Source organism: Acidovorax cavernicola (assembly GCF_003581445.1).
In genome coordinates this window covers 49,343-61,764 of sequence record NZ_QXMN01000009.1, presented here as the reverse complement: position 1 = coordinate 61,764, position 12,422 = coordinate 49,343, and the positions used below count along the sequence as shown (strand labels likewise).

The following is a 12,422-nucleotide window of genomic DNA, read 5'->3' as shown; positions in this document are numbered from 1 at the left end:
GGCTCAGGCCACCGGGCGCCGCCCTAGCGATCGAAAACGATGTCCGCGCTGTCGATCGCGCGAATCGGCACGCCAAAGCTCGTGATGTCCGCCAGCGTCGCGTTGTGGTGCGCGCGGATGAAGGCGCCCTTGGCATGCGGCTTGTCGTGCGAGGTGTGGGCGTCGGCCGCCAGCACCACCTCGTAGCCCAGCGCGGCGGCGCGGCGCACCGTCGTGTCCACGCAGAACTCCGACGAATAGCCGCAGACCACCACGCGCCGCACGCCCTGCCCCGACAGCCAGGCTTCCAGCGGCGTGCGCAGGAACGAGTCGGGCGTGGTCTTGCGCAGGCGGGCGTCGGCCGGCGTCACCTGCAAGGCATCGGCCAATTGCCATCTTTCGGAATCGAATTCCAGATCGACGGCGTTCTCGTGCTGGACAAACGCCACCGGCACTCCGGCCGCACGGGCGCGCGCCGTGAGCGCGTTGATGCGCCCCACGACCGCTTCGGCCTCGTACGGGCGGGGCGGATCGTCGCAAAGGCCGCGCTGCATGTCGATGACGAGGATGGCAGTTTTCATGGCGATGAAAGGCTGGAAGCGTCGATCGCCGGAGTATGCCGCTGGCCAACCGATTGCCCCCGCCCGCCGAATGTTTCTGTCGCTGAAACCATTGGAAGGCCAACTCCCGCTAGTCTCGCGCCTCAAGACCAACACACATCAAGAGGGTTTCTTCATGGCTGACGACACGGATTCGCAAGGCGCCTATCTCCCTCGACTGCTGCGCCGCAGCGCCGTGCTCGCCACGGCCGGCTGCGCGTTCATCGCCGGCTGCAGCAGCGCCGGCGGCGGGGAAACGCGCTACGACAACTCACCCCAATTCAAGGGCGGCGTGTTCCAGAACATGGCCAACCCCGAGCTGCAACCCTCGGCCAGCGCCTGGCGCATCTGGTCGCGCTTCATCGTCGGCAGCAAGGTCGACACGGTGCCGGTCGACCCCATTCCGGTGCGCGCCCTGACGCCCCAGGCGCTCGACGCGCTCGCGGCCGACGCCAACCATGTGGTGCGCCTGGGCCATTCGTCGCACCTGCTGAAGCTCAGGGGCAAGTACTGGCTCATCGATCCCGTGTTCAGCGAACGCGTCTCGCCCTTCACCTGGGTGGGTCCGAAGCGCTTTCACAAGCCGCCGATCCAGCTGGAGCAACTGCCGCCGATCGAGGCCGTGATCCTCTCGCACGACCACTACGACCACCTGGACGTCTCCACCATCGAATACCTCGCCCAGCGCGTGCAGCGCTACTTCGTGCCGCTGGGCGTGGGCGCCCGTCTCGTCGAGATGGGCGTGCCCGCCGAGCGAGTGACCGAGCTCGACTGGTGGCAGGGCGGCGAGCACGCGGGGGTGAAGCTCACCGCCACACCGGCGCAGCATTTCTCGGGCCGCGCGATCACGATGAACGACCGCGACCGCACACTGTGGGCCTCGTGGGTGGTGCAAAGCGGCGATCAGCGCATCTTCTACAGCGGCGACTCGGGCTACTTCCCGGGCTTCAAGCAGATCGGCGAACGCTTCGGCGGCTTCGACCTCGCGCTGATGGAGAACGGCGCCTACGACGCCTACTGGCCCGCCGTGCACATGACGCCCGAGCAGAGCGTGAAGGCCTTCGAGGACCTGCGCGGCAAGGTGCTCTATTCGGTGCACAACAGCACCTTCGACCTCGCCTTCCACACCTGGCACGACCCGCTGGACCGCATCGCGAACCTCGCCGAAGCCAAGAAGATCGAGCTGGCCACACCGGTGATCGGCGAGGTGCTGACGGTGGGGCAGGCGCGCACCAACGTGCGGTGGTGGAGCGGGCTGAAGTAAGGTGACCTCTGTGCCGCGGTGAGGCGGCGATCACACAGATCGCCGCTCAGCGGACAGCCAGGCAGTTGGGTCGCCGGCCTTACTTGCCCTGTTCGCGCCGTTCGCGCGCGCGCCGCACCTGGCGCGTCTCCCCGGCCCGCGCCGCAGCCTGGTTCTTCTCATGCCGCTTCTGCGCGCGCTTGGCGCGCATGCGGCGCCCCAGGATGTAGCTGCCGAAGCCCGTGACGACGGCCAGCAGGATGCCCAGGGCGCTGATGTCGATGCCGCCCAGCATCAGAGCACCCGCACGATGCTCGCGGGCTTGAAGCCCAGGTCGGCCGCCTTGCCCTTGCGCGCGCGGGTGCCGCGTGCGTTGTTGAGGGTGCGGATTTCCAGCGTCTCGTCGCGCTCCTTGCCGCCGCGGCCGATGCCGTCGATGCGCACGCTGCGCGTATAGGCAGCGGCGCCGGCCAGGGTGTCCTTGGGCTCCAGGTCGATCAGCGTCAGGCCGCGACCGCCCTTGGGCAGGCTCTTGAGTTCGGTGATGTCGAAGGTCAGGATGCGGCCGCCGGTCGACGCGCAGGCCACGTGCGTGGCGGCCGGCATCGGCTCGGCGCCGCTCGCGCCGCCGACCAGCGACGGACGGCACAGCTGCTCGCCCTCGCCCACGTCGATGAAGGCCTTGCCGCCGCGCTGGCGCGACATCATGTTCTCGATGGTGCAGATGAAGCCGTAGCCGCCCGTGTTGGCCAGCAGCAGGCTGGCACCCACCGGGCCCGCGAAGAAGTGCGTGACGTGCGTGCCGGCATCCAGCTCGATGAGCGTGGTGACCGGTTGGCCGTCGCCGCGCGCGCCGGGCAGCGACGCCACGGGCACGGTGTAGACGCGCACGCTCTTGTCCTTGGACGAGCCGAAGACCAGCAGCGTGTCGACGCTGCGGCATTCGAAGGCGCCATAGAGCGTGTCGCCCGACTTGAAGCTGTACTCGGGCGCAGCACCACCATTGCCTGCGGTCTTCTCGCTGGTCCAGCCCTTCTGTGCACGCACCCAGCCCTTCTGCGACACGATCACGGTGACGGGCTCGTCGACCACCTTCACCTCGGCCACGGCACGCTTCTCGGCCTGGATGAGCGTGCGGCGTGCGTCTTCGAAGGTCTTGGCGTCGGCTTCGATTTCCTTCACCAGCAGGCGGCGCAGCGTGGCCGGGCTGGAGAGGATGTCTTCGAGCTTCTTCTGCTCGTCGCGCAGCGAGGCCAGCTCCTGCTCGATCTTGATGGCTTCCAGGCGCGCCAGCTGGCGCAGCCGGATTTCAAGGATGTCCTCGGCCTGCCGTTCGCTGAGGTTGAAGCGCGCAATGAGCGCGGCCTTCGGGTCTTCCGCCGCGCGGATGATGGCGATCACCTCGTCGATGTTCAGCAGCACCAGCTGCCGGCCTTCGAGGATGTGGATGCGGTCCTGCACCTTGCCCAGGCGATGGCGCGAGCGCTTCTCGACGGTGATCTCGCGGAAGGCGATCCACTCGTTGAGCATCTGGCGCAGCGACTTCTGCGTGGGCTTGCCGTCGATGCCGACCATCGTGAGGTTGATCGACGACGAGGTTTCGAGCGAGGTCTGCGCCAGCAGCGTGGTGATGAACTCGTCCTGGCTGATGCGCGAGGTCTTGGGTTCGAACACGAGGCGCACGGCGGCGTCCTTGCTCGACTCGTCGCGCACCACGTCGAGCACCGACAGCATCGCGGCCTTGAGCTGCGTCTGCTCGGCGCTCAATGCCTTCTTGCCGGCCTTGACCTTCGGGTTGGTGATTTCCTCGATCTCTTCGAGCACCTTCTGCGTGCTCACGCCCGGCGGCAGTTCGTTGACCACGAGCTGCCACTGGCCGCGCGCGAGGTCTTCGATCTTCCAGCGCGCGCGCACCTTGAGCGAGCCGCGGCCGGTGCGGTAGGCGTCGGCGATGTCGCTGGCGCTGCTGATGATCTGCGCGCCGCCCGGGTAGTCGGGACCGGGCACGATGGCGAAGAGTTCTTCTTCGCTGAGCTTGCCGTTCGACTTGATCAGCGCCACGCAGGCGTCGGCAATTTCGCGCAGGTTGTGGCTCGGGATCTCGGTCGCAAGACCGACCGCGATGCCGCTGGCGCCGTTGAGCAGCGTGAACGGCAGCCGCGCGGGCAGGAGGCGCGGCTCTTCGGTGCTGCCGTCGTAGTTGGGAATGAAGTCGACCGTGCCTTCGTCGATTTCGTCGAGCAGCAGGCTGGTGATGCGCGCCAGGCGCGCTTCGGTGTAGCGCATGGCCGCGGCGCCGTCGCCATCGCGACTGCCGAAGTTGCCCTGACCATCGACCAGCGGATAGCGCTGCGAGAAGTCTTGCGCCATGCGCACCAGCGCGTCGTACGCGGCCTGGTCGCTGTGCGGGTGGAAGCGGCCGAGCACGTCACCGACCACGCGCGCGCTCTTCACGGGCTTGGCACCGACGGTGCCGTTGGTGCCGCCGAAGCCCAGGCCCATGCGCGACATCGAGTACAGGATGCGCCGCTGCACCGGCTTCTGGCCGTCGGACACATCGGGCAGCGCGCGGCCCTTGACCACGCTCAGGGCGTATTCAAGGTAGGCGGTCTGCGCGTAGTCGGCCAGCGTGAGGGTCGTGTCGCCGTCGGTGGGGCCTGCAAGGTCGAGCGGAGGTTGGGAGTCGTCCATGGAGAAGAGAGAAAGAAAACAGTTGCGTGGGGCTGCGTGCGTCTTGCGCTCAGCCCGAAATGAAAGCGGGGGGCGTGGCGGTCTCCGGCGTCAGGACAACGGGGACGGCGGTGAAACGTCGCCCGGCTCGGCCGCGCTGGTCGGCACGTCGGACGACTCGGGAACCTCGGGCATCATCGGCGCGCTGCGCGGCAATTCGGACGGCATGTTGCCGCGGCCGATCGCACCGCCCTTGGGCACCGACATCTCCATGCGCACGCGCCCTGGCGTCTTGCCGCCGCTGCTGCCACTGCCGCTGCGAAGATTGCCGCCCACCGTCACGGCGGAAGGCTTCAGGTAGGCATAGAGCTGCAGCACGGTCTGCACGTAGTTCTGCGTTTCCTTGTAGTTCGGGATCTTGTTGCCGGCGCGTTGCACCGCGCCCTCGCCCGCGTTGTAGGCGGCCAGCGCGAGTTCGATCTGGCCCGGGAACATCGCGATCAGGTCGCGCAGGTAGCGCGAGCCGGCGGCGATGTTGACGTGCGGGTCGAACAGCTTCTTCTCGATCGTGCCGCGCTTGTCCGCCGCCACGCCGTAGCGCTGCGCGGTGGCGGGCATGAGCTGCATGAGCCCCATCGCGCCCTTGGGCGAGACGGCCTTGGCATCGAAGCCCGATTCGGTGGCGACCAGCGCCTGCAGCAGTTCGTAGTCGATGGCGTGCTTGCTCGACGCATCGCGCAACGCCGCCTTCGCAGTCTTGTAGCCGGGCGAGGCCTCGAACATGGCCAGCAGGTTCTGCGAGGCCGGCGACACCTTGCCGTCTAGCCTGCGGTTGATGCCGCCGCGCAGTGGCGACAGGCCCTTGGCAGTGTCGAAGCTCTGGCCGCCCTGGAAGAAGAGCTTGTAGCGCTCGTCGACCTTCTCGGCCGCGAAGTGCGCCACGCCGTTGCTGTCGATGTAGCCGTAGATGTCGGCGGCGTGCGCGAGCCCCTGCTGCATGCACAACAGAAGGGCCAACCACAGCGAACGCTTGAAAACCGACATGCGTGTGAGAAGAAGAAAAAGGAAAGAAAGGGGAACGGTCAGACGTCGATGTCGACGTCGTCGGCGCGCAGTTCCATGAGCTCGCGCCGCGCTGCCGCTTCGCCCTTGCCCATCAGCTTGGTGATCTCGCCCTGGGTGGACGTGAAATCGAACCGGCCCAATTGGACCTGCATCAGCCGGCGGGTGTCCGGATTGAGCGTCGTTTCCCACAATTGTTCCGCGCTCATTTCGCCCAGGCCCTTGAAGCGGCTGATACTCCAGGCGCCTTCGCGCACGCCGTCCTTGCGCAACTTGTCGAGCGTGGCGGTGAGTTCGCCCTCGTCCAGCGCATAGACCTTGGAGGCCGGCTTCTTGCCGCGCGCAGGCGCATCGACCCGGAACAATGGCGGCTTTGCGACATACACGTGGCCGGCTTCGATGAGCTTCGGAAAGTGCCGGAAGAACAGCGTGAGCAGCAGCACCTGGATGTGCGAACCGTCCACGTCGGCATCGGACAGGATGCAGATCTTGCCGTAGCGCAGGCCGCTCAGGTCGGGCGAGTCGTTGGGACCGTGCGGATCGACGCCCACGGCCACCGAGATGTCGTGGATTTCGGTGTTGGCGAACAGGCGGTCGCGCTCCACTTCCCAGGTGTTGAGCACCTTGCCGCGCAACGGCAGGATGGCCTGGCTTTCCTTGTCGCGGCCCATCTTGGCGCTGCCGCCGGCGGAGTCGCCCTCGACCAGGAAGACTTCGTTGTGGCTGATGTCCTTGCTCTCGCAGTCGGTCAGCTTGCCGGGCAGCACGGCCACGCCAGAACCCTTGCGCTTCTCGACCTTCTGGCCCGCGCGCTGGCGCGTCTGCGCGGCCTTGATGGCCAGTTCGGCCAGCTTCTTGCCATAGTCGACGTGCTGGTTGAGCCACAGCTCCAGCGCGGGGCGCACGAAGCTCGACACCAGGCGCACGGCATCACGCGAGTTCAGGCGCTCCTTGATCTGGCCCTGGAACTGGGGGTCGAGCACCTTGGCGCTGAGCACGTACGAAGCACGCGCGAACACGTCTTCGGGCAAGAGTTTCACGCCCTTGGGCAGCAGCGAGTGCAACTCGATGAAGCTCTTGACGGCGTTGAACAGACCGTCGCGCAGGCCGCTTTCATGCGTGCCGCCGGCGCTGGTGGGAATCAGGTTGACGTAGCTCTCGCGCACCGGCTGGCCGTCTTCGGTGAAGGCCACGCACCAGTCGGCGCCCTCGCCCTCGGCGAAGTTGTCGGCGTTCTTGTCGGCATGGCCGCTGCCCTCGAACAGCGGAATGACCGGGTCGCCGTTGAGCGTCTGCATCAGGTAGTCGTTCAGGCCGCCCTTGTAGAGCCACTGCTGCGTCTCCCCGGTCTTCTCGACCATCAGCGTGACGCTCACGCCGGGCATCAGAACGGCCTTGCTGCGCAGCAGGTGGGTGAGTTCGCCCATCGGCAGCGCGGCGGTCTCGAAGTACTTGGCGTCGGGCCAGGCACGCACGGTGGTGCCCTGGCGGCGTTCGCGGGCTTCGAGCGGACGGATGTCCAGCGGCTCGATCACGTCGCCGGCACTGAAGGCCAGCTTGGCGGCCGAGCCTTCGCGGTGCGAGGTCACTTCGAGGCGCTTGGACAGCGCATTGGTCACCGACACGCCCACGCCGTGCAGGCCGCCCGAGAAGCTGTAGGCGCCGCCCGAGCCCTTGTCGAACTTGCCGCCGGCATGCAGCCGGGTGAACACCAGCTCGACGACGGGCGCCTTCTCTTCGGGGTGCATGCCGAACGGAATGCCCCGGCCGTCGTCCTCGACGCTGACCGAGCCGTCGGTGTGCAGCGTGACCTTGATCTTCTTGCCGTAGCCCGCCAGCGCCTCGTCGGCCGCGTTGTCGAGCACTTCCTGAATGATGTGCAGGGGGTTGTCTGTCCGGGTGTACATGCCCGGGCGCTGCTTCACGGGCTCGAGGCCCTTGAGCACGCGGATGGAGCCTTCCGAATAGCCGGAAGCGGAGTCTGAAGATGTCTTGGGGGAAGTCGCCATGGGCGCGAATTGTAGTCAATTGAGTTGAAATGACTGGATACCCATACAGGCACCGGCCGCGGCCTTTTCGCACATCAGGCACTGATTTCTGCGGGTGGACCGAACATCCGCGCGCCCAGGAAGTCGATGAACGCCCGCAGCTTGGGCGACGGATGACGCCCCGAAGGCCACAGCACGCGGAACGCGATGGTACGGGGCCGCAGCAGGTGGTCGGCCAGCACGGGCACCAGCGCGCCCTCGGCCAGCGCGGCGCGCACGCTGAAGTCGGGCAGGCAGGCGATGCCCCGGCCGCGCAGGGCGAAGCACAGGCGGGTCTCGATGTTGTTGCAGATCATCGAGACCGGCGGGTGCGCCTCGCTGCCGTCGGGGCCGGGTGCCAGCGGCCAGACCTCCACCTTGCCCGTCGCCGGGTAACGGTAGTGCAGGCAGGCGTGCCGGGCCAGGTCGGTCGGCGAGGCAGGCGTGCCGTGGCGCGCCAGGTAGGCGGGCGAAGCCACGAGCAGCTGCGAGAACTCGCCGAGCTGACGCGACGACAGCCGTGAATCTGCCGGCTCGCCGGTGCGCACCACGGCATCGAAGCCTTCCTCGATGACGTCCACGAGCCGGTCGCTGAAGTCGAGATCGAGCTCGATCGCCGGGTACGCGGCCATGAAGTCGGCCAGCACCGGCAACACCAGCGAGCTGACCAGCGGCAGGCTCACGCGCAGCCGCCCGCGCGGCGTGCCGGTGGCCTGCGACAGCTCCTGCTCGGCCGCCTCGATCTCGGCCAGCACGCGGCGGCTGCGCGCCAGGAACAGCGCGCCCTCGGCGGTGAGCGTGATGCTGCGCGTGCTGCGGTGAAACAGCCGCACACCCAACCGCTCCTCGAGCCGCGCCACGCGCTTGCCCACCGCCGAAGCCGACACGCCGAGCGCGCGCCCGGCCGCCACGAAGCTGCGGGTCTCGGCGACCTGAACGAAGACGGCGAAGCCGCTGAGGCTGTCCATGGGAATCTCCATTTCGGACGCCAATGTCCGCATTGATCGGAACTGTAGCCGTCTTTATCCGAAGTCAGCTTCTTCCTATCGTTGGCCGCATGACCTTCCTCCCCGACATTCCCCCCCATTTCTCCCCGGCCTGGCAGGGCCCGAATCCATCGCGCATCGACGCCGCCATCGACCGCGCGCTCGCCGAGCAGCGGCTGGTGGGCGCCGTGGTGCTCGTGAGCCACAACGGGCGCCTCGTCCACCGGCGCGCCGCCGGTCTGGCCGACCGCGAGGCCGGCCAGCCGATGCGCGAGGACGCGCTGTTCCGGCTGGCGTCGGTCTCCAAGCCCATCGTCTCGACCGCCGCGATGGTGCTCGTGGACCAGGGCCGCCTGGGTCTCGACGACCCGGTGACGCGCTGGCTGCCGGACTTCCGCCCTCGCCTGCCTGAAAGTGCGGGTGGTGGCGACGCCGAAGCCGTCATCACGCTGCGGCAACTGCTGACCCACACGGCCGGGCTAGGCTACCGCTTCCTCGAAAGCTCGGACGATGGCCCCTATGCGCGCGCTGGCGTGTCGGACGGCATGGACCGCGACGGCGACCTGACGCTGGCAGGCAACCTGCAACGCCTCACCAGCGTGCCACTGCTGTATCCGCCCGGCACGGGCTGGCTCTATTCGCTGGCCATCGACGTGCTCGGCGCGGTGGTCGAGGCGGCCAGCGGCCTGCCGCTGCCCGAGGCCGTGCGCACGCTGGTGACCGCACCATTGCAGATGCACGACACGGGCTTCGCCGCCGCACCGGATGACCAGCGACTCGCCACACCCTACGTGAACGGCCCCGACGCCACGCCGCCGCGGCGCATGGAGGGCCCCGTCGTGGTCACGCCGTTCGAAGGCGCCATCGGCATCCGTTTCGATCCGGCGCGCGCGTTCGACACCCATGCCTGGCCTTCGGCCGGCGCTGGCATGGTCGGCAGCGCGGGCGACTTCCTGCGCCTGCTCGAAACGCTGCGCACCGGCGGCGCCCCGCTGCTGGGCGCCGCCACCGTCGATGCGATGGGCCGCAACCACACGGGCACCTGGGGGCCGGCAGACGCGCCAGGCTGGGGCTTCGGGCTGGGCTTCTCGGTGCTGCACGACCCGCAGCCCACGCAGACGCCGGAATCGCCCGGCACCTGGCGCTGGGGCGGCGCCTACGGACACGCCTGGTTCGTCGACCGGGCGCGCGAGCTCAGCGTGGTGGCCTTCACGAACACGCTCTACGAAGGCATGTCGGGCCGCTTCGTCACCGAACTGAGGGATGCGGTCTATGCGTGACACGACGTCTTCCTCCCCCCTGCCCCTCTCGGGCCTGCTGGCACTGGCGGCCGGCGGCTTCATCACCATCCTCACCGAGGCGATGCCGGCCGGCCTTCTGCCGCAGATCGGCGCCGATCTGGGCGTGGCGCCCGCGCTGGTCGGCCAGCTGGTCACTGTGTACGCGATCGGCTCGCTGGTGGCAGCGATTCCGCTCGTGGCCTTCACGCGTGGCTGGCGGCGCCGGCCGCTGCTGATGGGCGCGATCGGCGGCTTCGCGGTGGTCAACACGGTCACGGCGCTGTCGCACGACTACACGCTGACGCTGGTCGCGCGCTTCTTCGCCGGCGTATTCGCCGGCCTGCTGTGGGCGCTGCTGGCCGGGCATGCGGCGCGCATGGTGGCGCCGTCGCAGCAGGGCCGGGCCATCGCGGTCGCGATGCTGGGCGCGCCGCTGGCACTGTCGCTGGGCATTCCGGCGGGCACGCTGCTGGGCGCGAGCGTAGGCTGGCGTCCGGCCTTCCTGATCATGTCGGCGCTGTCGGTGCTGCTGCTCGGCTGGGTGCGCTGGCGGGTGCCCGACTTCCCGGGCCAGGACGCCGGGCGCCAGCAAAGCGTGCGCCGCGTGTTCCTGCTGCCGGGCGTGCGGCCGGTGCTGGCCGTGATGTTCGCCTTCGTGCTGGCGCACAACATCCTCTATACCTATATCGCGCCCTTCCTGGCGCACGCCGGGCTCGGCACGCAGGTCGGGCGGGTGCTGCTGGTCTTCGGCGCGGCCTCGCTGGGCGGCATCTGGCTCACGGGCGTGCTGATCGACCGCTGGCTGCGCATGCTCGTGCTGGCTGGCACCACGGCCTTCGCGCTGGCGGCGCTGATGCTCGCCGCAGCAGGCGGGTCGGCGGCGGGCGTGTACCTCGCGGTCGCGGTCTGGGGCCTGGCCTTCGGCGGCGCGGCGACGCTGTTCCAAACGGCCTCGGCCCAGGCGGCCGGCGACGCGGCGGACGTGGCGCAGTCGATGGTGGTGACGACCTGGAACCTTGCCATCGCCGGCGGTGGCCTGGCGGGCGGCCTGCTGCTGCAAGGCGGCGGCGCGGCCAGCCTGCCCTGGGCACTGCTCGCGCTGCTGGTGCCGGGGCTGGTGCTGGCGTGGCGGGCCTGCGAGCACGGCTTTCCGGGCGTGCGCGGCGCGGCGGCTGCTGCGGCGCGCTGACAAGGAAGGAAGGCGGGCGCAGCCTGCCTTCCCTCTTTGATGCCGTACGCGCATCGAAACCGCGCTCACAAATCATCAATGGCTTTAGCCACCGCGACACCTGCCGCAGCATGCATGTCGCTACATTCGAAGGATGCAAGCCTCCCCCGCTCCCACCCTTTCGATCAAGCAGGTGCTGTTCTGCGGCGCCATGATCGTCACGCTCTCGATGGGCATCCGCCACGGATTCGGCCTCTGGCTGCAGCCCATCACGCAGGCACAGGACTGGAGCCGGCAGACCTTCTCGTTCGCGCTCGCGGTGCAGAACCTGTCCTGGGGCATCTTCGGCGTGTTCGCGGGCATGCTGGCCGACCGCTTCGGCGCGTTCCGCGTGCTGATCGGCGGCTCGGTCTTCTACGCGCTGGGCCTGTTCGGCATGGCGCATTCGCCGACACCGCTGTTGTTCACGCTGAGCGCGGGCGTGCTGATCGGCGCGGCGCAGGCGGGCTCGACCTACGCCGTGATCTACGGCGTGATCGGCCGCCAGATCCCGGCCGAGCGGCGCTCGTGGGCCATGGGCGTGGCGGCTGCGGCCGGTTCGTTCGGCCAGTTCCTCATGGCGCCCATCGAAGGCCGCCTGATCGGCGCCTTCGGCTGGCAGAGCGCGCTGGCGATGCTGGCGGTGGTGGTGCTCGTGATCATCCCGCTGGCCTTTGGCCTGCGTGAACCGAAAACGGCCGCGCTGGCCGGCCATCGCGACCAGTCGGTGATGCAGGCGGTGGGCGAGGCCTTCCGCTACCCGAGCTTCGGGCTGCTCATGGCGGGCTACTTCGTCTGCGGCTTCCAGCTGGCGTTCATCGGCATCCACATGCCGACCTACCTGCGCGACAAGAGCCTGTCGGCCGACGTGGCGGGCTATGCGCTGGCGCTGATCGGCCTGTTCAACGTGTTCGGCACCTACACGGTCGGCCTGTTGGGGCAGAAGCTGGCCAAGCGCAAGATCCTTGCGGCGATCTACTTCGCGCGGGCAGTGTCGATCGCCCTCTTCCTGGTCGTGCCGATCTCGCCGCTCAGCGTGTACATCTTCTCGGCGGCGATGGGCTTCCTGTGGCTGTCGACCGTGCCGGCCACCAACGCGATCGTGGCGGGCATCTTCGGCGTGGCGCACCTGTCGATGCTCAGCGGCTTCGTGTTCCTGAGCCACCAGGTGGGCTCGTTCCTCGGCGTCTGGCTGGGCGGCTACCTGTACGACACCAGCGGCAGCTACAGCATCGTCTGGTACATCTCGATCGCGCTGGGCGTGTTCGCCGCGCTGATCAACCTCCCAGTCAAGGAAAGCGCCATTGCGCGCACGGTCCGGCCGGCCGGCGCGGCGGCCTGACCGTCCTCTTGTTCAAGGAGCCATTGC

At 68.5% G+C, this 12,422-nt stretch carries 10 protein-coding genes; 4 read left to right on the top strand and 6 right to left on the bottom strand.

The window, feature by feature from the left end; genetic code table 11:
* Positions 1–23 precede the first annotated feature (23 nt).
* A complete protein-coding gene (locus D3H34_RS10250) occupies positions 24–560 on the bottom strand; it encodes a cysteine hydrolase family protein (protein WP_119553347.1) in 537 nt (178 codons plus the stop codon).
* 154 nt (positions 561–714) lie between these two features.
* Between D3H34_RS10250 and D3H34_RS10245 the strand changes: the two genes are divergently transcribed.
* Complete coding sequence (locus D3H34_RS10245) at positions 715–1,842, top strand: MBL fold metallo-hydrolase (protein WP_119553346.1); 1,128 nt, start codon at positions 715–717, stop codon at positions 1,840–1,842.
* A gap of 79 nt (positions 1,843–1,921) precedes the next feature.
* Here D3H34_RS10245 and D3H34_RS10240 read toward each other — a convergent pair whose 3' ends face one another.
* The 5 genes from D3H34_RS10240 to D3H34_RS10220 form a co-directional block, all read right to left on the bottom strand.
* A complete protein-coding gene (locus D3H34_RS10240; RefSeq protein ID WP_286185601.1) occupies positions 1,922–2,116 on the bottom strand; it encodes a hypothetical protein in 195 nt (64 codons plus the stop codon).
* Complete coding sequence (gene parC / locus D3H34_RS10235) at positions 2,116–4,512, bottom strand: DNA topoisomerase IV subunit A (protein ID WP_119553345.1); 2,397 nt, start codon at positions 4,510–4,512, stop codon at positions 2,116–2,118. Before parC ends, D3H34_RS10240 begins: the two co-directional genes overlap by 1 nt.
* Positions 4,513–4,602: 90 nt before the next feature.
* Complete coding sequence (locus D3H34_RS10230; RefSeq protein ID WP_119553344.1) at positions 4,603–5,535, bottom strand: lytic transglycosylase domain-containing protein; 933 nt, start codon at positions 5,533–5,535, stop codon at positions 4,603–4,605.
* Between the two features lie 38 nt (positions 5,536–5,573).
* On the bottom strand, positions 5,574–7,562 hold the full coding sequence (locus D3H34_RS10225) for a DNA topoisomerase IV subunit B (protein ID WP_119553343.1): 1,989 nt from the start codon (positions 7,560–7,562) through the stop codon (positions 5,574–5,576).
* 74 nt (positions 7,563–7,636) lie between these two features.
* Complete coding sequence (locus tag D3H34_RS10220) at positions 7,637–8,548, bottom strand: LysR family transcriptional regulator (RefSeq protein WP_119553342.1); 912 nt, start codon at positions 8,546–8,548, stop codon at positions 7,637–7,639.
* Positions 8,549–8,637: 89 nt separating this feature from the next.
* On the opposite strand from D3H34_RS10220, the gene D3H34_RS10215 reads away from it, so the two are divergent.
* The 3 genes from D3H34_RS10215 to D3H34_RS10205 all read left to right on the top strand — a co-directional run bounded on the left by D3H34_RS10215 (position 8,638) and on the right by D3H34_RS10205 (position 12,395).
* A complete protein-coding gene (locus tag D3H34_RS10215; RefSeq protein ID WP_119553341.1) occupies positions 8,638–9,846 on the top strand; it encodes a serine hydrolase domain-containing protein in 1,209 nt (402 codons plus the stop codon).
* Positions 9,839–11,035 (top strand): MFS transporter, encoded by a 1,197-nt coding sequence (locus D3H34_RS10210; RefSeq protein WP_286185598.1) that lies wholly within the window; start codon positions 9,839–9,841, stop codon positions 11,033–11,035. The genes D3H34_RS10215 and D3H34_RS10210 overlap by 8 nt, the downstream gene beginning before the upstream one ends.
* Before the next feature lie 133 nt (positions 11,036–11,168).
* Positions 11,169–12,395 carry an MFS transporter gene (locus tag D3H34_RS10205; RefSeq protein WP_119553339.1) on the top strand — a complete coding sequence of 409 codons (1,227 nt, stop codon included), beginning with the start codon at positions 11,169–11,171 and terminating at the stop codon, positions 12,393–12,395.
* Positions 12,396–12,422: the final 27 nt, after the last annotated feature.